Origin of the sequence: Mucilaginibacter phyllosphaerae, assembly GCF_004378255.1 — a bacterium.
Lineage (GTDB): Bacteria > Bacteroidota > Bacteroidia > Sphingobacteriales > Sphingobacteriaceae > Mucilaginibacter > Mucilaginibacter phyllosphaerae.
In genome coordinates this window covers 477,082-499,503 of record NZ_SNQG01000004.1, presented here as the reverse complement: position 1 = coordinate 499,503, position 22,422 = coordinate 477,082, and the positions used below count along the sequence as shown (strand labels likewise).

Here is a 22,422-nt window from a genome sequence, read left to right as displayed (position 1 = left end):
CTCGTTTTCCACAATTGTCTATCTTTGCAAAAAAATTATTCGATGGAATTAAATTCCCTGTCAGCCATTTCCCCTATCGACGGCCGTTACCGTAATACCACAGCGCCATTAGCTGCCTATTTTTCTGAATACGCCTTAATTAAATACAGGGTATTTATAGAGATAGAATACTTTATAGCACTTTGCCAACATCCTGTAAAACAGCTGCAAAGCTTTGATAAAAATAGGACTGAAAAGTTACGCGACATTTATCGGGATTTTACCGAAGCGGATGCTGTAAGTATAAAAGAGATAGAGAAAACCACCAACCATGATGTTAAAGCTGTTGAGTATTTCATCAAGAAAAAGTTTGATGATCTGGGCGGTTTGGAAGACTATAAAGAATTCATTCATTTTGGTTTAACCTCTCAGGATATTAATAACACAGCCATTCCTTATTCATTTAAGCTGGCCATTAACGAGGTTTACCTGCCAGAGATCACTAATCTGATTAATCAGCTTAAGGCATTTGCTGCCGAATGGGCAAACATCCCGATGCTGGCACATACACACGGGCAACCGGCATCGCCAACACGCTTGGGTAAAGAGATCAGTGTTTTTGTAGAACGTTTAGAAAATCAGTTGAATTTACTGAATGCGGTACCCTATTCGGCTAAGTTTGGCGGCGCTACGGGTAACTTTAATGCACACCATGTTGCCTACCCGGAAACCGACTGGAAAGCATTTGGTAACCATTTTGTTAATGATATTTTAGGCCTGCACCGTTCGCAGTTTACTACCCAGATAGAGCATTACGATAATTTTGCCGCACAATGCGATGCTTTAAAGCGTATCAATAATATTATTATTGACCTTGACCGAGATATGTGGACCTACATATCTATGAACTTTTTTAAACAGAAGATCAAAGCCGGCGAGGTTGGCTCATCGGCCATGCCGCATAAAGTTAACCCCATCGATTTTGAGAACAGCGAAGGTAACCTGGGTATTGCCAATGCTTTGTTTGAGCACCTGGCTGCCAAGCTACCTATCTCCCGCTTACAGCGCGATCTGACAGATTCTACGGTTTTGCGTAACATAGGTGTACCCGTGGCGCATACGCTGATAGCCCTAAAATCTACCCTTAAAGGTTTAAATAAGTTATTGCTTAACGAGACTGCTATCAACGCCAGTTTAGAGGAAAACTGGGCAGTAGTTGCCGAGGCTATACAAACCATCTTACGCCGCGAGGCTTATCCAAACCCATACGAAGCATTAAAAGAGCTTACCCGTACCAATACGCAGGTTAACGCCCAAACCATCGCGGAGTTTGTAGATGGATTAGAAGTTAGCGATGCAGTTAAGAATGAGATAAAAGCCATAACGCCGCAAAGTTATACGGGGATATAGTATCTATAAATCTAATATGTCAGTCTGAGTTTGTCGAAGACTTGTACGCGCGGCTAATGGTTCGACAGGCTCACCATGACAATTTTTTACCGTCATTAACAGGTCAAATCAATATTAGGGCGATGCTTTAATCAAAAACCTGTTTACATTTGTTAACAATACTAAAAATTTGACATCCATGAATATCAGCGTATATACCGAAGCCACCCCTAACCCGGCAACCATGAAGTTTATTGTAAACAAGTTGCTTATTAACGGAAGCGTGGATTATGCTACAAGAGAGAGTGCCGAAAAATCGCCATTTGCAAAGGAATTGTACAAATTCAATTTTGTTAACGGTGTATTTTTTGCCAGCAACTTTGTAACGGTTACCAAAACCGAAGGCAGCGACTGGGATGATATCCAGCCGATATTAAAGGAATTTGTAAAAGGTGCTGTAGAATCTGAATTAAAGGTTCAGGAAGTTGAGCAGGAAACCGATGTAGCTTTTGAGGGTACCGACACGGAGATAAAGATCCAGCAGATACTAAATGATTACGTTCGCCCGGCTGTTGAGCAGGATGGCGGCGCTATCAGTTACCGTTCGTTTAACGAGGGTGTGGTTACTGTTGAGCTTCGCGGTTCATGCAGTGGTTGCCCGTCATCTACCGTAACCCTTAAATCGGGTATCGAAAACTTGCTTAAAAGGATGGTACCCGAAGTTACCGAAGTGGTTTCCGAAGCTTTATAATTTGGGGTTATACCGATATAAAAAAGCGGCTTGAATTTTCAAGCCGCCTTTTTTATATCTATTTACGAGGTTTTTGATCGGAGAAACGAACGTTTACTTTTTGACATTTGCCATAAAATACTTTTCAATATATTCCAGCATCTCCCCTGTTATTTTACCGTTTGTGGCCAGCAATTCACGACTTTTTAACACCTCTAAACCGCCCTTAAAGTTCCTTATTTCGCCCCCTGCCTGCTGCACAATGACGATGCCCGCGGCAATATCCCAGGGATTTAAATTATATTCGTAAAAAGCCTCAAAACGCCCGGCGGCGGCGTACGCCAGATCAACCGCGGCAGATCCAATACGGCGCAGGCCGTGGCAGTTGCGCATCAATTCGGTAAACAATTTGATGTAGGCTTCCTGGTAGCTAAAATCGTAATATGGGAAACCAGTTGCAATAAGGCTATCGGCAATGGTAGGTTTGTTGCTTACCTTTATCTCGGCACCATTTAAGTAGGCGGGTGCATCTTTATGGGCATAAAAGCATTCATCCTGATTAACTTCGTAAACCACGCCTAAAACCAATTCATCTTTATCCTGCAGGGCAATACTAACCGAGTAGGTGGGCAAGCCATGTATAAAGTTGGTAGTGCCATCCAGTGGGTCAATAACCCAGTTATAGCGGTCGCCTGTTTTGGTGGTTGTTTTTTCTTCGGTTATAAAACCGGCTTCGGGCAGTATCAATTCCAGCCCGGAAACTATCTTTTGCTCGGCCGTTTTATCTACGTAGGATACCAGATCGTTCAGGCCTTTGTACTCAATTTTACCCGCATCAAACGTTTTACGTTCCTGGCGGATGAACTGCCCGGCTGCCTTAGCAACATCAATTACCTGCCCTATAATGTGGTTCAACTGCATCTGATGTAAGCTTTTTAAGATGAAATACTAAGCGTTTGTAGCGCCTGTTTGCCGGTACTTTTTGTTACCGAAATAAATTAAAGCTATACCGCCCAACACCATAATAACCGAGATCATTTCGGCCTGGGTGAAGGAGATACCTGCCACTACATACCTGGTATTTACGCGGATCAGCTCGATCAAAAAACGCTCTACCCCTGCCATGATCATGTAGATCCCAAACAGAATGCCCGGCGCCTTAAACTTATGGCGTAACTGCCAAAGTATCAAGAATAATAAAATACAAATTACTGATTCATAGAAAGATGTAGGATATACCGATAGTTTTAGTTCATTACAAAACTTGCCTACGCAGTTGGGGATATGATTGTCATGGTCAGACATATCCACGTTATGCGGGAATTTAAAGCTCCACATCCAATCGGGCGCCCAGCTCAAAAAGCTTGGTTTAGGTTTAAGATTAGGGATGCCCCAATCGCCATCGCCGCTCATCTGGCAGCCTACGCGGCCAACGCCGTAAGCCAGCATCATACCGGCACCGCCAATATCCAGCATGGTTAAGGGTTTAATATTGTGCTTGTAAGCAATGTATAATACCGCTGCCCCACCGCAAATTAAACCGCCATAAAAAGTTAAACCGCTAAAGCCTATCAGCATGCCAACCGGGTCGCGCATAAATTCGCCCCAGTTCTCTAAAGCGTTAAACAGCTTGGCCCCTGCAAATCCAAAAATGGCCGCCCATAAAAGTATGCTGCCCATTAATTCATGGGTGTGCACCGTAACGCGGCGTTGTTCCGGTTTAGCTAAAACCTGCTTTTTATTTTCATAATAGGCCCAGTAAGCCATTAAACCGGCAACTATAATACCACCCACCAGGTTGCCCTTTAACGATAGCAGAAAATCCTGCGGGTTATCAATCAATTCGCTGTAATGCAAAACGGCATCAAGCACCTTGTAGCCCAGTATAAAGCCAAACAAGGCGTTACCTGCCAGTTCGCCCGGGGTAATAGGCGCGCCAACGGTTATCGTTTTTTCAAACGGATGGATATAACCTAACTGCTCTTTACGCTTAAACTCCTCGGTAAAGGCCCAGTAGGCAGCCATAAAGGCAATAGCTACAAAAAAGCCGAATGTTTGTATAGGTAACGGAATGTTAACGCCGGTTAAATATTCTATCAGCGAGGAAAGGGTTGGAAACATATTCAGGTATTTGTGCTGCGAATATAATAGTTAATGCACTAATATTTCTTCGCTTTCTGTTATTTCAACATCACCATCGGGTGAAATTGCGGTTAAATGCACCGTCTTTATTTCGTTAACCAGTATGGGGTCGTACTTGGCTTTTACTTTAACATAGTTGCGGGTAAAACCGTGCATGTAGCCCTCTTTTACATCGCCCTCAAACAGCACCTCGCCGGTTTGGCCTATCTGGGTATCGTAAAAAGCACGGCGCTTTTTGTCAGACAGGATGTGCAGCATTTTACTGCGGTCGGCACGGGCAGAACCGGGCACCGCGCCGCTCATTTCGGCAGCAGGCGTATTTTCGCGTTCCGAATAAGTAAAAACGTGCAGATAAGAAACGTCCAGATCATTCAGGAAGTTGTAGGTATCTATAAAATCCTCACGGGTTTCGCCGGGGAAACCTACGATCACATCCACACCAATGCAGCAATTGGGCATCAGCTGTTTTATTTTAGCTACGCGATTAGCGTATAACTCTCTTTTATAACGGCGGCGCATCAACCCCAGTATTTTATCAGAACCGGATTGCAGCGGAATATGAAAATGCGGAACAAAACGTTTAGATGTGGCCACAAAGGCGATGATCTGGTCGTTCAGCAGGTTGGGCTCTATAGATGAGATCCTGATCCGTTCGATGCCCTCCACCTCGTCCAGCGCTTTAACCAGATCTAAAAAGCGGTCTTCGCGTTTACCCTCCCGGATGCCGAAATCGCCCAGGTTAACCCCGGTCAGCACAATTTCTTTTACCCCTGATGCCGCTATCTCGTTGGCCTGCTTCATTACGTTTTCGATGGTATCGCTTCTGCTGCTGCCACGGGCAAGCGGTATGGTGCAAAACGTGCACGAGTAATCGCAGCCATCCTGCACTTTTAAAAACGTGCGGGTACGGTCGCCAAAAGAGTATGAGGGTACAAATTTGTTAGCATGGCTTACGGGCTGGTTTAAAACAACCGCTTTGGTTTTTTTGGTCAGGTCGGTAATATGATCTACCAGCTGGAATTTTTCGGCGGCGCCCAAAACCATATCCACGCCGGGTATTTCGGCAATCTCTTTGGGTTTAAGCTGCGCATAGCAGCCTACAATGGTAATAAAAGCAGCCGGATTGATCTTCAGCGCTTCTTTAACTATCTTTTTACACTTCTTATCGGCATTTTCGGTTACCGAGCAGGTATTAATTACATATACGTTGGGCGTATCCGTAAAATCAACCGTATCAAAACCGGCGTTATTAAACAGGCGACCGATAGAAGAGGTCTCCGAGTAATTAAGCTTACAGCCAAGTGTATAAAAAGCTACTTTCTTATTCATTTGCAAGCTACAAAGATAAGATTTTTAGAGATTAGTTGATTAGCGGTTAAAGATTGGTTATTAACAGGAATGTAAAATTGGATCGGGTTTTTAAATCACAGCGTTAATGTGCCAGCCACGAATCCCGGAAAATGCGTTTATTTTTAACAAGCCCTTTGTTAATGCACTGGTACTTAAAAATCAAATCGTTTTTCAATTCAACACCCTAATAGCAGGCAGTGCCCTCTTACCGGTTAAAATCACTTACTCAGCGTGTAGGCAAATACATCCTTCTTCCACTTACCGTCTTTACCTTTTTCATCTAAAATACAATCCATTTTTAACGGGCTGATACGTTTATAGGTGATCCGTACACGTTTATCTATCGATTCAAATACAACCTGGTTTGCGGTTATCTTAACAGCAGGCATCAGGTACGGCTTATTTTTATCCTCCCACCCGATGCTGCCTTTATTAAAATGGCGCAGTTTCATTACGGGCCCGTTAACAGCCTGCTCTATTGCCATAAATTCATAAAACACCACTTTACCATTTTTAACGCACCTGAATGTACTCACCATGTTATCGCCCATGGGTTTACCCCAAAACTCTTCCATATCTCCCCACTCGTGTTTTAGCGTCCAGGTGCCGGCCATAAAGGCCAAATCATTAATGGATGCCTTTTGTTGCTGCGCAGATGCATTAAAGGCAATTGAGGCAGTAAGCAGGATAAAAAGGTATATTTTTTTCATGATGATGCAGGTTGTATTACGAATATAGTGTAATAGTCTGATAATTAGCAAAGCAGCTAATGGTTCTACAGGCTCACCAGGACAATCCTCCATCATGTCAGTCTGAGCTTGTCGAAGACTTGTACGCTCGCCTAATGGTTCTACAGGCTCACCAGGGTAATCCCATCATGTCAGTCTGAGCTTGTCGGAGACTTGTACGCTCGGCTAATGGTTCGGCAGGCTCACCAGGACAATCCCATCATGTCAGTCTGAGCTTATCGAAGACTTGTACGTTCGGCTAATGGTTCGGCAGGCTCACCAGGACAATCATCCATCATGTCAGTCTGAGCTTGTCGAAGACTTGTACGCTCGGCTAATGGTTCGGCAGGCTCACCAGGACAATCCCATCATGTCAGTCTGAGCTTGTCGAAGACTTGTACGCTCGGCTAATGGTTCGGCAGGCTCACCAGGACAATCCTCCATCATGTCAGTCTGAGCTTGTCGAAGACTTATACGCTCGCCTAATGGTTCGACAGGCTCACCAGGACAATCCCGTCATGTCAGTCTGAGCTTGTCGAAGACTTGTACGCTCGGCTAATGGTTCGGCAGGCTCAACAGGACAATCCCATCATGTCAGTCTGAGCTTGTCGAAGACTTGTACGCTCGGCTAATGGTTCGACAGGCTCACCATGACAATCCCATCATGTCAGTCTGAGCTTGTCGAAGACTTGTACGCTCGGTTAATGGTTCGGCAGGCTCACCAGGACAATCCCATCATGTCAGTCTGAGCTTGTCGAAGACCTGTACGCTCGGCTAATGGTTCGACAGGCTCACCAGGACAATGCCATCATGTCAGTCTGAGCTTGTCGAAGACCTGTACGCTCGCCTAATGGTTCAACAGGCTCACCATGACAATCCCATCATGTCAGTCTGAGCTTGTCGAAGACCTGTACGCTCGCCTAATGGTTCGACAGGCTCACCATGACAATCCCATCATGTCAGTCTGAGCTTGTCGAAGACTTGTACGCTCGGCTAATGGTTCGGCAGGCTCACCAGGACACTAATCACTAAATAAATTACACGTTCCCCCAACCATGCGCCAGTACATCGGCTAAGTGGATGGTTTTGATAGGCAGGTTATTTTTATCGATATAGCCCTGCAGGTGCAGCAGGCAGGATGCATCTGTAGAGATGATATAATCGGCATGGGCTGCAAGCGCATTATCTACCTTTTGCTGCGCCATAGCGGTGGCAATACCATCAAACTTAACGGCAAAGGTGCCGCCAAAACCGCAGCAGGTTTCGTTATCTTTCAGGTCCACCAGTTCCAGGCCAAGCACTTTAGACAGCAGCTGGCGGGGTTCACCCTTAATTTTGCATTCGCGCAGGCCGGCGCAGCTGTCGTGGTAAACGGCGCGGCCTTCCAGTTCGGCGCCAAAATAATCAACCTGTAAAATATTCACCAAAAAATCGCTCAGTTCGTAAATATTGCTTTGGATGTTGCGGCATTTATTGTGCGAAGTAGTGTTGGTGAACAGATCATTATAATAATTGCGCACCATACCGGTGCAGGATGCCGATGGCGATACAATGATGCTGTCCTCTTTAAAATCGTTCAGGAATTTACTGCCGATGGTTTTGGCATCGTCCCAAAAACCGGCATTAAAGGCGGGCTGCCCGCAGCAGGTTTGCTCGGGGTTGTAATTAACCGTGCATCCGGCCTTTTCAAGCACTTTAACGGTATTAAAAGCAGTATCGGGGTACAACTGGTCTACAAAACACGGAATAAATAGCTCAATTGTCATCTGTACGGGTAAATGTTAACGGCTGCTAAATTCCGAAAATTTCTGAACTTTACGTTCTGTTGTTAATAAAGAAAACAACAGCACAAGGCCGATAACAAAGAACAAAGCCAAAACCAGCGTAGAATTGCGCATGTTGCCCGTTAGCTCTTCTATCAGCCCGAAGCTGAATAAACCGCCTACGATAGCCAGCTTTTCGGTCACATCATAAAAACTGAAGAACGATGCCGTATCCGGGATGTCCTGCGGTAAAAATTTAGAATAAGTTGACCGCGAAAGCGACTGGATGCCGCCCATTACCAAACCTACAACAATGGCTATAATATAAAACTGGGTAGATGTAGTGGTGAAAAAAGCCGCTACGCAAATACCTATCCAGATACAAACGGTTAATATCAATACCCGCACATTGCCGTATTTATCAGATAAGCGCGACATAAGCGTTGCGCCGAATATGGCAACCACCTGAATAATGAGGATGATCTTGATGAGGGCTTCGGTAGGCATGCCCAGTTCTTTGGCGGCAAAGCTGGTAGCTACCAGCATAATGGTTTGCACCCCCATAGAATAAAAGAAGAATGATGGCAGGAATTTCTTCAACAAAGGCATAACCTTAATTTTTGCCCACACATTACCCAGTTCAATAAAGCCGCCCTTGATAATATGATGATGATGCGCTTTTGCATTCGGGCTGCCTTTGGGCAGTATAGAGAACGGAATCATGGCAAAACCTATCCACCACAAACCAACCAGCAGGAAGGATAAACGCGAGGCCGAACCGGCGGTTAAGCCAAATTTTGCGGGCATCAGTATAAAAACAAAACAAATAAGCTGCAGCAATACGCTGCCTATATAACCATAGGTAAAACCTTTGGCGCTCACCTTATCCTGCATATCCACGGTGGCGATCTCTGGCAGGTAGGAGTTATAAAAAACAAAGCCGCCGGCATAACCAATGGCCGCAATAGCAAAACTTACGATGCCCCACTCAATATTTTTCTCATCAAATAAAAACAAACTGCAGCAGGCCAGCGACCCCAGGATGGTAAAAAACTGCATAAAGGCCTTTTTATTACCGCGATAATCGGCAATGGAGCTAAGGATGGGGAGCAATAACACCATTATTAAGTAGGCGGCAGCAAGCGCATAATCTTGCAGGGCGGTATTGATAACGCTAAACCCAAAAAAGTTTACCCGGTTACCGTTGGCGGCGTTGGTGGTTATAGCCACATAATATGCCGGGAAAACGGTTGTAGTGATCACCAGGTTATAGGCCGAGTTTGCCCAATCGAACATGGCCCACGCCGTTATGGTTTTATCGTTATTTTTTTCTTCCATCGCACATAAAAGTATGCAAATTTTGGATTTAAAGAAATATTTGAAAAAAACAACGTTTTTGCCTTTGCCTTAAAGCAATCCGCATGGTTTTTGAACAGGTTTGGATGACATCATTAACAGGCCCTGGCTGTGATATCTTTCTGATATTGTTTAATGTTTACTTTAACCTGAAGGTAGTTTCCGTATCTTAGCAACAAACATTTATAAATGTCAAAAAAGAATAAAAATAACGCTACTATAGACCAGGTGCTGACGCAAATGGTACTGGATATATTTGAACAAAACGGCAACACACCGCTAAACCACAAACAGGTTTCTGCCAAGCTTAACGTACGCGACCCTGACGCCCGCGGCGTAATACTGGATATTTTAAAGAACGAAGCCTTTAAAGGAGTGCTTAAAGAGATCACTCCGGGCAAATTCCAGCTGCTGGAACTAAAAACCTTTGTGGAAGGAAAAGTTGACCTGACCAACGACGGCTCGGCCTTTATTGTGACCGACGACCCGACCGAAACCGATATTTTTGTGGCCCCGCGTAAACTGCGCAACGCCCTTAACGGCGACCGTGTTAAAGTGTACGTATATGCCAAAAGCCGCGGTAAACGGCAGGAAGGTGAAGTGATAGAGATCATCCAGCGTAACAAAATGGAGTTTACCGGTGTGGTAAAGCTATCTGAACGTTTTGCTTTCTTTATACCGGATGACCGCAAAATGATGCATGATATATTCATCCCGATTGCAGATTTAAATGGTGCTAAAAATGGCATAAAAGCCGTTGCTGAAATTACCGACTGGCCGGCGGGTGCCAAAAACCCCATCGGCCGCATTAAACACATACTGGGCGAACAGGGCGAGAATGATACCGAAATGAACGCCATACTGGCCGAATACGGGTTCCCGCTCTCCTTCCCTGCCGAAGTTGAAAAAGATGCAGAGGACATCCCGAGCGAGATCAGTGCAGAAGAAGTAGCCAAACGCCGGGATTTTAGGCAGGTGCTTACCTTTACCATCGACCCTTTTGATGCCAAGGATTTTGATGATGCCCTATCCTTTAAAAAACTGGATAACGGCAATTATGAGGTTGGCGTGCACATTGCCGATGTATCGCATTACATTATCCCCGATTCGGCTTTGGATAAAGAAGCATACGAGCGCGGTACATCTGTTTACCTGGTAGACCGGGTGATACCCATGCTGCCCGAAAGATTATCTAACGGCTTATGCTCGCTGCGCCCTAAAGAGGATAAGCTATGCTTTGCCGCCGTTTTTGAACTGGATGAGAACGCCAATATTGTTGACCAGTGGTTTGGTAAAACGGTGATCCACTCAGACAGGCGCTTTACTTACGAGGAAGTGCAGGAGGTAATAGAAACCAAAACCGGCGACTATGTGGAGGAGATAGAAAAACTAAATGCCCTGGCCTACAAACTGCGCGAACGCAAGTTTAAAGCAGGCGCCATTAGTTTTGAAACTACCGAGGTTAAATTTAAGCTGGATGAAACCGGTAAACCTACCGGCGTTTACGTAAAAGAACGCAAGGATGCCCATAAATTGATTGAAGACTTTATGCTTTTAGCTAACCGCAAAGTGGCCGAGCATGTAAGCAAAATGGGTAAAGGCAAACATAAATACACCTTTGTTTACCGCGTGCACGATACGCCAAAGCCCGATGCACTGGCTAACTTTGCACAATTTGCGGCAAGGTTTGGCTATAAGATCAATACCAAAAATGATAAAGAGATAGCCAAATCCCTTAATTATTTAATGGAGGATGTGGAAGGTAAAAAAGAGCAGAATGTGCTTACGCATCTGGCTATCCGCTCGATGGCTAAGGCTATTTACACTACCAAAAGCACCAGCCATTACGGTTTGGCGTTTGACCACTACACGCACTTTACCTCGCCTATCCGCCGCTACCCCGATGTGATGGTGCACAGGTTGCTGCAGCATTACTTAACCGGCGGCCAAAGCGCCAATGCCGACCATTACGAGGAGCTTTGCAAGCACAGCTCGGCAATGGAGAAAAAAGCGGCCGATGCGGAACGCTCTTCTGTTAAATATAAACAAGCGGAGTACCTTAAAGATCAGGTTGGCAATGTGTTTACCGGCATTATATCGGGTGTTACCGAATGGGGTATGTATGTAGAAATTGTAGAAAATAAGTGCGAGGGCATGATCCGCCTGCGCGATATCAGCGACGATTTTTATACTTTAGACGAGAAAAACTATGCCATCATCGGCCAGCGTAAAAAGAAGATCTACCAGCTGGGCGACGAGGTACAGATCCGTGTGAAAAATGTAGACCTGACCAAAAAGCAGATCGATTTTTCGTTAGTAAATAATTAATATTAGTTGAGCGGTGAGTGGTGAATAGTGCGTGGTTTTAAAACCGTTCCCTGTTCACCGCTCACTATTCACCACTCACACATGAGAAAACTTGAAGAACTGCAATCTTTAATTGCAAGCTCCGTAGCCGAACTGAAATACCCGGAATATCCCGCGGAATTATATGAGCCGATAAAATACATACTTGCCTTAGGCGGTAAACGCATGCGCCCTGCCCTGCTGCTGATGGCCTGCGACCTTTTTGGCGGTGATGTAGAGGCCGCCCTGCCCCCTGCCCTGGCCATTGAGGTTTTCCATAATTTTACGCTGATGCATGATGATATTATGGATAACGCACCCAAAAGGCGCGGCAAAACCACCGTGCACGAAAAGTGGAATAACAACGTGGCCATACTATCCGGCGATGTGATGCTGATAGAGGGTTACAAGCTGATGATGCAGGTGCGCGATAATATTTTGCGTACCGTACTGGATGTTTTTAACGATACCGCTGTGGGCGTTTGCGAAGGCCAGCAGCTGGACATGAACTTTGAAACGATCAGTAACATCACCATTCCTGAATATATCAACATGATCCGCCTGAAAACGGCCGTAGTGTTGGGCGGTGCCTTAAAAATAGGCGCGCTGATTGGCGAAGCAGAAATGAAAGATGCCGAACTGTTATGCAGCTTTGGCGAGTACCTGGGTATAGCCTTCCAGTTGCAGGATGACATTTTAGATGTTTACGGCAACCCCGAAAAATTTGGTAAACAGGTTGGCGGCGACATCATCTCCAATAAAAAAACCTACCTGCTCATCAAAGCGCAGGAACTGGTTAAAGGTACCGACGCCGAAGAATTATCCCGTTGGATAAGCCTCCCTGCGTTTGATGCCGCTGAAAAGGTAGCTGCCGTTACCCAATTATATAACAGTGTAAACATTCGCCAGTATGCCGAGGCCGAAATGCAGGCCTACGCCGAAAAAGCCTTCGAAGCGTTAGAACAGATCAACCTGCCGGAAGAAAGCAAACAATACCTGCGCGATTTTGCAGATGGGTTGCTGGTGAGGGAGTATTAGCTTGCAAACATTATAAAACCCGTCATTGCGAGGTACGAAGCAATCCCCGATAGGTAAACTGGTTATGCAAATTGTATAATTGTCATAAAGAGATTGCTTCGTACCTCGCAATGACGTTGGGTTGTATTCTTATTTCCGTTATCATGCGGTCTTTCCACACATAATTTTTACATACCAAATCATCAGCAAATAGATTGACTTGCTTATCTTTAAGCACACAATCATTCCTTATTTGATGAAAAAAACTACAATAACTATTGCCACAGCTTTATCCCTGCTTGTAACAGGGTATGGTGCATTGGCCCAAACTTCTGGTGGTAAGCTTAAACCCGAGCAGGCCATAATGGATGTAAGGCATTACACCATTGCCATTAACTGCAACTTTGCACAAAAATCTATCGACGGCTCAACCATTATAGATGTGATCATGGCGCAGCCAACCAAAGTTTTAATTTTAGATCTGCTGGATTCACTGCATGTTAGCGCGGTATCTGTAAATGGTAAAAAAGAAACTTTCGACCATAAAAACGGCCTGATAACCATCAACATGGCTAAAGAATTAGCAGCCGGTAAAGCTAGCATCAAAGTATTGTATGCCGGCCGGCCACGCATCGCCAAAAGACCACCCTGGGACGACGGATTTACCTGGACACAAGATTCAACCGGCCACCCCTGGCTGGCCGTTACTGCCGAGCAAACCGGCGGCAAGATCTTTTTCCCATCAAAAGACCACCCTTCTGACGAGCCGAATGAGGGTGCCGATATGTACATCACCGTACCAAAAGACCTGGTGGTTGCAGGGCCGGGTTTGTTAAAGGGCGTAAGCAAAAAAGGCAGTACAGCCACCTACCACTGGCAAACTAAATATAGCATCAACAATTACAGCCTGGTGTTTAATGCCGGCGATTACACGGTTGTTAAAGGTTCTTATAAATCTGTTGCAGGCAATACCGTACCGGTGCAGTTCTATGTATTAAAAGAGCATGCCGATAAAGGCCCGCATTTGGTAGATATGACCATTAAAGCTGCCCAATCAAAAGAAAAGTATTTTGGCGAATACCCCTGGGCAAAAGAAAAACTGGGCATTGTAGAAACCCCGCATTTGGGTATGGAACACCAAAGCATGAATGCTTATGGCAATAAGTTCAGGTACTCAAAAGTTGGCGGGCAGGATTTCGATTGGCTGATGTTCCATGAATTTGGGCACGAGTGGTGGGGCAACAAAGTTACCGCGCGCGACTGGGCCGATTACTGGATCCACGAAGGGATTGATACCTACGCAGATGCCCTGCCGGTGCTTGATCTGGAAGGCCGGCAGGCTTATATCGATCGTTTTAAAAAATCGGCTTTCGGTATTCAGCATAAACTCCCTATTGTTTTGGGTAAGGATATTGATGAGGCATCGGCCTATAACGGCGATATCTACAGCAAGGGCGGTTACTTTATGCACACCCTGCATTATGTAATGGGCGATACCCTGTTCTTTAAAACCCTTAAGGGCCTGGCTACTGATCCGCAGTTCACCTACGATCATCAGAATGTTACCGATGATGTGGAGCAATATTTCAGCAAAGCAAACGGCACATCATTAAAACCCCTGTTCGATCTGTTTTTACGCACTACCAACAAGCTGGAAGTGAGCGTAAAAGAGCGTCCCGGTAATAAATACTTAATTAAGCTGCAAAACATCAATATGGACCTGCCGATAGACATCACCACCGATGCAGGTACCAAACGCATGCTGGTAACGCCCAACGGCATCATCGTCCCCAGCAAAACCACACCGGTTATTGATGCTGATTCCTGGTACATGAAAAAGGTGATATTGGAGTAAAAAAATCACTTAAAAAGGGCCTGTCAGCATTAATAAGGCATTCTGCTTACGTACTTACCTAATTTCTGATCCAGGTTACGCTACGCTAAACCTGGATTAGAAAAGGGCTTTGACAACTTTTAAAAAGTTGTCAAAGCTTTAAGTTTTAAAACCTGGGCCAGTAGAGAGTGTACATTTTGGAAATAATTTTTGCTTTAACAACTTTTAAAAAGTTGTTAAAGCTGTAAGTAAGCTTTAAGCTTTGTTTAGAGGTCCACAAAAAAAGCCCTTAGCAAAGGGACAAGTGTAATTTTTGCTTTGACAACTTTCAAAAAGTTGTCAAAGCTATAAGTAAGCTTAACCTGGACCAGTAGAAGAATAATTTTGCTTTGACAACTTTTAAAAGTTGTCAAAGCTATAAGTAAGCTTTAAGTTTAGTTGAGAGGTCCACAAAAAAACACTTCAAATTGATAAGGGTAATTTTGCTTTGACAACTTTTAAAAGTTGTCAAAGCTATAAGTAAGCTTTAAATTTAGAGGTCCACAAAAAACATTTCAATTGATAAGAGGAATTTTGCTTTGACAACTTTTAAAAGTTGTCAAAGCTATAAGTAAACTTTAAGTCTTGTTGAGAGGTCCACAAAAAAAGCCCTTATCAAAGGGACAAGTGTAATTTTGCTTTGACAACTTTTTAAAAAGTTGTCAAAGCTATAAGTAAGCTTCAAGTTTTGTTGAAAGGTCCACAAAAAAAGCCCTTATCAAATAGATAAGAGTAATTTGTGCTTTGACAACTTTTTAAAGGTTGTCAAAGCTATAAGTAAGCTTTAAGCTTAGTGGAGAGGCCCACAAAAAAAGCCCTTATCAAATAGATAAGGGCTTTTTTAATATGTTTAGCTTTTGCTTAATTATTCAGCAGCGGCTTCTTCAGCATCAGGTGCTGCTTCTTTTTTAGCTTTTGGTGCTGCTGCTTTTTTTGCTTTAGGAGCTTCTTCAGCTTCTGCTGCGGCAACAGGTGCTGCTTCAACAGTTTTGGTTTCAGCTTTAACTGCCGGAGCAGGAGCTGCATCTTCTGCAACCGCAGAAGTTTCAAAAGGGATAACAGAAACGTAAGAACGGTTATCTGCTTTCTTTTTGAATACTACATTACCCGCAATTAATGCAAATAAAGTGTGGTCTCTGCCGATACCTACGTTAAGGCCCGGGTTGTGTTTGGTACCACGCTGACGAACGATGATGTTACCTGCAATTGCTGGCTGACCACCGAAAATTTTGATACCTAAACGCTTGCTATGTGATTCGCGGCCGTTTCTTGAACTACCGGCCCCTTTTTTGTGTGCCATTTCTTAATTTCTTTTGTGACCCAAATTTTGATCGGATCGGTTAAAATTTAATTATAATGTTATACCGGTGATCTCGATCTTGGTAAATTGCTGACGGTGACCATTTTTTTTCTGGTAACCTTTTCTGCGTTTCTTTTTGAAGATAATTACTTTATCACCTTTTAAATGAGACACGATCTTAGCCGATACTTTAGCGCTTTTCAAATCAGAACCTAATTTGAAGCTGCCTTCGTTCTCTGCTAACAACACATTGTCAAATTCAATATTAGCGCCTTCATCTCCCTGTAAACGGTGTACAAAGATCTGCTGGTCTTTCGCAACTTTGAATTGTTGCCCGGCTATACTTACTATTGCGTACATTGTTGATTAATTATTGTTTTAAATTTTGAGGTGCAAATATATGCATTGTTTTTAACAAAAGCAATGCACTATTTACTATTTCTTTGGCGGGCTTCGGCCTCGTTCAAAACCTTTTGAATTTCTTTGATCAGCCGCTCGTTGGCATCCTTCAGTTTTTCTTCGCCGTTGTACGATGCATCGTACATTACCTTTTTACTTTTGCGCAAATAATTGAATTGTATTAAATACCGGGGCACGCGGCCCTTTGCTTCCGTATTCAATTCGTTGGCCGGGAAATCCCAAAACCCCAGGTCGGCAGCCTTACGATGCAGGTATAAAAGATCGTCATTACTTAAACGCAGCTTTATTTTTACCAGCGAATCGCGACGGTTCACAAACTGGTACTCCCCTGTTTTAGAATCGTATATATTGTTCAGCGTGTCGCCAAAGCCGTATTCAAAGTGTATCGACTGAAATTCAGAAAACTTATATGGAGCGTTTTTAACCATCATACCATAATAATAAAAGCAATACAGTAAAAACGGCACCACAATGCTCATGATCAGGAATATTTTTTTAGAACGGGTTCTCATTTATAATTAGTGAGTTAGCGAATTAATGATTTAGTGAATTTTGAAACTGTTTTGCAGGAGGCAGAGCTGATCTTAAGAATCAGCTTCTATTAATACTTCCATCCAAAGCATTGATCCATCAGCTTCTTCCACCAAGGTTGAAAGCTTGGAATGAAACTCGGCCTGTGAACTGGCCCTGCAAGCCGCCCTGTAATTTGCCCCTACAGATGATGAAGAATGTAGCAATTGCCTCCCTATTATTTTTGCCTCTTCGGTTTTAGGCAATGTCCTGTAAAATTTAATATGATCTACAACAAACTTTTTTGTCTGGTTTTTAAACGTTTCAGCAAAGTTCATTTTATCAGCGTCTGCCATTTATTTTTAATGTATGAGAACAGCAAAAGTAATCACTTAAACCCCAGATAAAAAAACACTAATTCAATAAATGATTAATTTTAAAATTCACTAATTAAGAAATCAGTAATTCAATAACTCAATCATTGCTCAGTTCACCTTCCCATTTGCTTACTACGGCGGTAGCCATGGCGTTACCTAAAACGTTGGTGGCAGAACGGCCCATATCAAGCAGCGGGTCGATACCGATCAACAGTGCTAAACCGGCTTCGGGGATATTGAACATAGAGATGGTACCGGCAATTACCACCAGTGATGCGCGCGGCACCCCGGCAATACCTTTACTGGTAAGCATCAGGATAAGCAGCATAGACAGCTGCTGCTCAAAAGATAAGTGAATGTTATAGGATTGTGCTAAAAACAGCGAAGCAAAGGTCATGTACATCATAGAGCCATCCAGGTTAAAAGAGTAGCCCAGCGGCAGTACAAAACTTACAATTTTGTTGTTACAGCCAAAGCGCTCCAGTTCCAGCAACACTTTGGGGTAGGCGGCCTCGCTGGTAGATGTGCTGAAAGCGATCAGCATGGCATCTTTGATGCGGCTAACCAAATTAAAGGCACGCCCCTGTAAAACCACCGAGCCGGCCAGGATGATCACCAGCCAAAGTATCAGTAACGAAAAATAAAACTCACCAATAAAAATGGCGTAAGTAGATAATATGCCTAAGCCTTGTTTAGCTATAATGGCCGTAATAGCGCCAAATACGGCTAAGGGTGCCAGCTGCATTACATAGCCGGTTATCTTTAAAATTACGTGTGCAATGGCATCCATGGCTTTAATAACCACTTCGCCCTTTTCGCCTATGGCGGCAGTGCCCACCCCGAAGAACAGCGAGAAGATCACGATCTGCAGGATCTCGTTATTGGCCATAGATTCTACAAAGCTTTTAGGGAAAACATGCCCGATAAAATCGCGCAGCGAAAGAGCCGTTTTTTGGATCCCGGTAGATAAATGGCTATCCGGCAAAGGCAGGTGCATGGCCTGGCCGGGTTTAAAAAAGTTAACCAGCACCATACCCAGTAATAAAGATACCAGCGTAGCGCTTAAAAACCACAACAGCGTTTTACCCCCTATACGGCCAACAGATTTAATATCGCCCACTTTGGCAACACCCACTACCAGCGTAGTAAATACCAATGGCGCCACAATCATTTTTATCAGCCGTAAAAATATATCGCTTAAAATGGTAAAACCAACCAGTTTATCCTCGCGGGCGGTATCGTTTTCTTTACGGATGCTTACCTGGGCAACGCGCTCTTTTTTTAATGCCTTAAAGCTTGCGGTAGTTGTATCGGCAGTAGCGGCAATTTGCTGGTCTATTGTTTTTATATTTACCTCGGCGGCGCTTATCTTGGTATTAATATTGTTTATTACGGTAGCATTGTAAATATAACCGGCAATTACACCTAATATTAACGCTAAAAATATGTACAGGGTAAGTTTACTTTTCTGCATGTGTTTAGTTGGTGCGGTAAAACTACAAAATTTAAAACGATTAGCCTCAACCCCGGCCACCTGCGGAAAGTTAGGGGAATTTAAACGCTCCCGGCTCATCACCGGGAGATGATATGGGGCTATAAAAACTTTACAGATATATGAGTATCACTACCTATGGTTTGCAGCAAATAAAAAAAGAACTTCAGCATATACCGCAGGAGCAGCTTACCGAACTATGCTTGCGGCTGGTACGTTATAAAAAAGAAAATAAGGAACTGCTGGCCTACCTGCTGTTCGACGCCCACAACGAACAGGACTTTGTAGAGAGCATAAAGGCCGAAGCAGGATTTATGTTTAGCCAGCTGCCGTCACAAAGTTATTTTACGGCTAAAGGCCTGCGCAAGATCTTGAAGATGCTCACCAAATACACCAAATTCATCGGCAACAAAACGGCCGAAATTGAGCTGCTGCTGAATTTTTGCCAGAATTTTTTACAGTACGTCATCAGGCAAACCTCGCATAAACCTATCCGTTTGATACTGGTAAGGCAAATTGAAAAGATAAAAACGCTGATAGGCAAACTGCATGAGGACCTGCAATTCGATTATAGCCAGGACTATAGCAAACTTCTGGACGATGCAGAAGCAAAATTAACCTGGTTTAATAAAAAAAGTTACCTGTTGTAACTTTTATGGCGTTAATTTGTCCAACTAAAAATTAACTAATCAGGTGGCAGACAGAGAAGACGCTTTCCGGAAAATTTACGAAGCTAATTCAAAGAAAATTTACCATTTGTGCTATGGTTATACCGGCGATGACGATGCGGCAAACGACCTGCTGCAGGAAACCTTTTTAAAAGTTTGGCAAAACCTGCACAAGTTTCGTAACCAGGCGCTCATCTCTACCTGGATCTATCGCATAGCGGTAAACACTTGTTTAACTTATCTACGATCAGAAAAACGCCAGGCGAAGGACGAACTGACCCCGGCCATTGCCGAAAATAAACCCGAAGTATTTTCGGAAAAGAACGAGCAGGTAGCCTTGTTGTACAAGTGTATATCCAAACTGGAAGAATCTGAAAGAATTATTATTACGTTGGTACTGGATGAGGTGCCGTACCCCGAAATTGCAGACGTTTCGGGCATATCAGAAGGGAATTTGAGGGTGAAGATCTATCGCATTAAACAAAAATTGACAGAGTTATACAATCAGCATGAAAGACTTTGATCATTTAATGTCGGTTTGGCAGGCGCAGCCAAAAAAGGAGCCTTTATCGGTAGATGAAGTGCTTAAACAGGTAAAAAGCGGCGTACGCGGTTTAACTAACCGCATTTACTGGGCTATTGTAACCATGATAGCTACCATTGCCGGTGCATTTATAATTATGTTTTTTATGGCGTTTAAATCGCCGGCCACTACTATTGGTATCTTAATAATTGTATTGACCATGGTGATGTACCTCAGCATGATATTAAGGCATTATCATATCTTAAAAAAGCATGACCTGACCCAAAACCCATCGGCTTACCTGGGCAGCCTTAAAGAATATCAGCGCAACCGCAGCAAGGTTGTCGGCTGGTTTTACTATATCTATATTTTGCTTTTAAGCGCCGGCCTGGGCTTATATTTTGTGGAAGTATTGGAGAATGCACCGCTGTATTTTAAGCTGATAACCTACGGCTCAACCTTTTTATGGTTTATGTTCACTACTTTTTACATTAAACCCAGGATGATAAAAAACGAGGAAGAGAAACTTAACCTGATGATAGACCGATTAGAACGCCTGCAAGGGCAATTTGATTGATAAATGCCCAACAACATTCAAATCTCTAAAGTAAATGTTAAGGATGCAGCTACCCTGCTGGAACTTAGCAGGACCACTTTTTTTGATGCCTTTTTGCATCAAAACAATCCGGCAGATATGGAGGCTTACGCCGCTGCTGCGTTCACACTACCAAAAATACAGCTGGAATTAAATAACCCCGATTCTGAATTTTATTTTGCTTTGGTTGGCGGCGCTGTTGCCGGTTACCTAAAACTCAATTACAACGCTGCCCAAACCGAATTAAAAGATGCTCATGCGGTGGAGGTGGAGCGGATCTATGTTTTAAACAGCTTCCAGGGGCAGCAGGTTGGTAAACAGCTAATGGAGTTTGCCATGCAGCAAGCTACCAGCAGGCAGCTTAAGTACATTTGGCTTGGCGTGTGGGAACACAACACCAAAGCTATCGGTTTTTATAAAATCAAGGGGTTTGGGCCCTTCGGCAGTCATAACTTTATGCTGGGCAGCGATGAGCAAACAGATATTTTAATGAAAAAAGAGTTGTAGCGCTTACAGCGGCGTCATTACGAAGCAATCTCTAAACTTTTCATGAACGTTTTGCATATTGACAGCTAATCAGGATATTGCTCCGTACCTCGCAAACACGTACTTTGTAGTTAATATATATAATCCGCAAATCTGCACATCTAAAATCCCTATCCCTTCAAAAAAGGATTAAACGTTCTGGCGCCTATTTCCATCCCTGCGGCGCGGCAAATCGTTTTATCGCCAAACCTGAAATTGATGTTATCCATCGCCTGGTAAAGCCGGATGCGCTCCTCATTGTCTTCAAACAGGTTGATCTGGTAACTGCCGGGGCACAGGTTACTGAGCCTTACTCCTATCAGGCGGATGGGCCGGTGGCGGTTCCAGGCCTTGTTCAGCAGGTTTTTGATGCCCGGTATCAGGATATGCTCTGCCGCGGTAAGTGCTATTTTAGTTTGCTGGGTGTGCGTTTCAAAATTGGCGTAACGGATCTTGATAGCCAGGCAGGATGCCACCTTGTTTTCCCGCCTTAGTTTGCCGGCCAGTTCTTCGGTCATGCTTACCAATATATTCTCGAGCGTGCGTTTATCGTTTACATCACTTTCAAAAGTATGCTCGGTAGAGATAGATTTACGGTCGCTGTGAGGGATGATCTCGCTATCGTCAATACCGTGGGCTTTGTTGTAAATATAGGTACCCATCTTGCCAAACACCGCTTCCAAAAACTTAAGGTTAACACGCTGCAGATCGCCAATTTTTTCGATACCGTATTGGTAAAGCTTTTGGCAGGTACTTTCGCCCAGTCCGGGGATCTTACCGATATTTAAAGGCGCCAAAAAAGCCTTTTCCTGCCCGTGCTGTATCCAAAGCTGCCCGTTTGGTTTAGCCTGATTGGTAGCCATTTTAGCCACCGTTTTGCCCGATGCCATCCCAAAGGAAATGGGCAGCCCGGTTTCCCTTATCACTTTTTGGCGCAGTTCACAAGCCAGTTTAAACGGGTCATGAAAGCGCTCCATACCGCTTAGATCGATATAAAATTCATCTACCGACGATTTTTGGTAAAGCGGCACCATATTGTGGATGATCTGCGTAACCTCGCGCGATGCCTCTGAATAACGCCCGTGTGTGCCGTGGATCACAATAGCATGCGGGCAAAGCTTTAGCGCCTGCCGCGTGGGCATGGCCGAATGTACGCCAAACTTACGCGCCTCGTAACTGCAGGATGCCACCACGCCCCTATCTGCCGAGCCGCCGATAATAACAGCCTTGCCGATGAGCGACGGATTGAATTTACGCTCTACAGATACGAAGAACGAATCCAGGTCGATATGTACGATATGCCGCTTTGCATCCATACACAAATATCAAAATATAATTT

At 44.1% G+C, this 22,422-nt stretch carries 21 protein-coding genes; 9 read left to right on the top strand and 12 right to left on the bottom strand.

Annotation, left to right across the window (positions count from 1 at the left end):
* Positions 1-42: 42 nt before the first annotated feature.
* Both purB and E2R65_RS13305 read left to right on the top strand, forming a co-directional pair.
* On the top strand, positions 43-1,389 hold the full coding sequence (gene purB, locus E2R65_RS13310) for an adenylosuccinate lyase (protein ID WP_134336958.1): 1,347 nt from the start codon (positions 43-45) through the stop codon (positions 1,387-1,389).
* A 178-nt stretch (positions 1,390-1,567) separates the two neighbouring features.
* Positions 1,568-2,119 (top strand): NifU family protein, encoded by a 552-nt coding sequence (locus tag E2R65_RS13305; protein ID WP_134336957.1) that lies wholly within the window; start codon positions 1,568-1,570, stop codon positions 2,117-2,119.
* Between the two features lie 93 nt (positions 2,120-2,212).
* On the opposite strand, the gene E2R65_RS13300 is transcribed toward E2R65_RS13305, so the two are convergent.
* From E2R65_RS13300 to E2R65_RS13275, 6 genes are all read right to left on the bottom strand, one after another.
* Positions 2,213-3,019, bottom strand: coding sequence for an inositol monophosphatase family protein (locus E2R65_RS13300; RefSeq protein ID WP_134336956.1), 807 nt, complete (start codon positions 3,017-3,019; stop codon positions 2,213-2,215).
* Between the two features lie 27 nt (positions 3,020-3,046).
* On the bottom strand, positions 3,047-4,219 hold the full coding sequence (locus tag E2R65_RS13295) for a prolipoprotein diacylglyceryl transferase (protein WP_134336955.1): 1,173 nt from the start codon (positions 4,217-4,219) through the stop codon (positions 3,047-3,049).
* Positions 4,220-4,249: 30 nt separating this feature from the next.
* Positions 4,250-5,569, bottom strand: coding sequence for a tRNA (N(6)-L-threonylcarbamoyladenosine(37)-C(2))-methylthiotransferase MtaB (mtaB, locus tag E2R65_RS13290; RefSeq protein ID WP_134336954.1), 1,320 nt, complete (start codon positions 5,567-5,569; stop codon positions 4,250-4,252).
* A gap of 239 nt (positions 5,570-5,808) precedes the next feature.
* Complete coding sequence (locus E2R65_RS13285) at positions 5,809-6,300, bottom strand: DUF6265 family protein (protein ID WP_134336953.1); 492 nt, start codon at positions 6,298-6,300, stop codon at positions 5,809-5,811.
* Positions 6,301-7,355: 1,055 nt separating this feature from the next.
* Positions 7,356-8,084 (bottom strand): (Fe-S)-binding protein, encoded by a 729-nt coding sequence (locus E2R65_RS13280; protein WP_134336952.1) that lies wholly within the window; start codon positions 8,082-8,084, stop codon positions 7,356-7,358.
* Positions 8,085-8,099: 15 nt separating this feature from the next.
* Entirely contained in the window at positions 8,100-9,419 is a 1,320-nt protein-coding gene (locus E2R65_RS13275) for an MFS transporter (RefSeq protein WP_134336951.1), read from the bottom strand.
* 207 nt (positions 9,420-9,626) lie between these two features.
* On the opposite strand from E2R65_RS13275, the gene rnr reads away from it, so the two are divergent.
* From rnr to E2R65_RS13260, 3 genes are all read left to right on the top strand, one after another.
* On the top strand, positions 9,627-11,765 hold the full coding sequence (gene rnr, locus E2R65_RS13270) for a ribonuclease R (protein ID WP_134336950.1): 2,139 nt from the start codon (positions 9,627-9,629) through the stop codon (positions 11,763-11,765).
* Between the two features lie 81 nt (positions 11,766-11,846).
* Complete coding sequence (locus E2R65_RS13265) at positions 11,847-12,821, top strand: polyprenyl synthetase family protein (protein ID WP_134336949.1); 975 nt, start codon at positions 11,847-11,849, stop codon at positions 12,819-12,821.
* 235 nt (positions 12,822-13,056) lie between these two features.
* Positions 13,057-14,655, top strand: coding sequence for a M1 family metallopeptidase (locus tag E2R65_RS13260; RefSeq protein WP_134336948.1), 1,599 nt, complete (start codon positions 13,057-13,059; stop codon positions 14,653-14,655).
* 883 nt (positions 14,656-15,538) lie between these two features.
* On the opposite strand, the gene rpmA is transcribed toward E2R65_RS13260, so the two are convergent.
* The 5 genes from rpmA to E2R65_RS13235 form a co-directional block, all read right to left on the bottom strand.
* On the bottom strand, positions 15,539-15,973 hold the full coding sequence (gene rpmA, locus E2R65_RS13255; protein WP_134336947.1) for a 50S ribosomal protein L27: 435 nt from the start codon (positions 15,971-15,973) through the stop codon (positions 15,539-15,541).
* A gap of 51 nt (positions 15,974-16,024) precedes the next feature.
* Positions 16,025-16,333, bottom strand: a complete 309-nt coding sequence (gene rplU / locus E2R65_RS13250; protein WP_134336946.1) for a 50S ribosomal protein L21 — start codon at positions 16,331-16,333, stop codon at positions 16,025-16,027.
* Positions 16,334-16,401: 68 nt separating this feature from the next.
* The gene (locus E2R65_RS13245) at positions 16,402-16,905 is read right to left on the bottom strand and encodes a hypothetical protein (RefSeq protein WP_183500350.1); all 504 of its coding nucleotides are present in this window, start codon (positions 16,903-16,905) and stop codon (positions 16,402-16,404) included.
* A gap of 72 nt (positions 16,906-16,977) precedes the next feature.
* Positions 16,978-17,259 carry a four helix bundle protein gene (locus E2R65_RS13240; protein ID WP_134336945.1) on the bottom strand — a complete coding sequence of 94 codons (282 nt, stop codon included), beginning with the start codon at positions 17,257-17,259 and terminating at the stop codon, positions 16,978-16,980.
* A gap of 118 nt (positions 17,260-17,377) precedes the next feature.
* Positions 17,378-18,754 (bottom strand): dicarboxylate/amino acid:cation symporter, encoded by a 1,377-nt coding sequence (locus E2R65_RS13235; protein ID WP_134336944.1) that lies wholly within the window; start codon positions 18,752-18,754, stop codon positions 17,378-17,380.
* 140 nt (positions 18,755-18,894) lie between these two features.
* On the opposite strand from E2R65_RS13235, the gene E2R65_RS13230 reads away from it, so the two are divergent.
* The 4 genes from E2R65_RS13230 to E2R65_RS13215 are packed head-to-tail and all read left to right on the top strand — an operon-like array spanning position 18,895 to position 21,065.
* Entirely contained in the window at positions 18,895-19,422 is a 528-nt protein-coding gene (locus E2R65_RS13230) for a hypothetical protein (protein ID WP_134336943.1), read from the top strand.
* 43 nt (positions 19,423-19,465) lie between these two features.
* Positions 19,466-19,963 (top strand): RNA polymerase sigma factor, encoded by a 498-nt coding sequence (locus E2R65_RS13225; protein WP_134336942.1) that lies wholly within the window; start codon positions 19,466-19,468, stop codon positions 19,961-19,963.
* Entirely contained in the window at positions 19,950-20,540 is a 591-nt protein-coding gene (locus tag E2R65_RS13220) for a hypothetical protein (RefSeq protein ID WP_134336941.1), read from the top strand. The genes E2R65_RS13225 and E2R65_RS13220 overlap by 14 nt, the downstream gene beginning before the upstream one ends.
* A gap of 3 nt (positions 20,541-20,543) precedes the next feature.
* Complete coding sequence (locus E2R65_RS13215; RefSeq protein WP_134336940.1) at positions 20,544-21,065, top strand: GNAT family N-acetyltransferase; 522 nt, start codon at positions 20,544-20,546, stop codon at positions 21,063-21,065.
* Positions 21,066-21,214: 149 nt separating this feature from the next.
* On the opposite strand, the gene dinB is transcribed toward E2R65_RS13215, so the two are convergent.
* The gene (gene dinB, locus E2R65_RS13210; protein WP_134336939.1) at positions 21,215-22,399 is read right to left on the bottom strand and encodes a DNA polymerase IV; all 1,185 of its coding nucleotides are present in this window, start codon (positions 22,397-22,399) and stop codon (positions 21,215-21,217) included.
* Between the last annotated feature and the right edge of the window lie 23 nt (positions 22,400-22,422).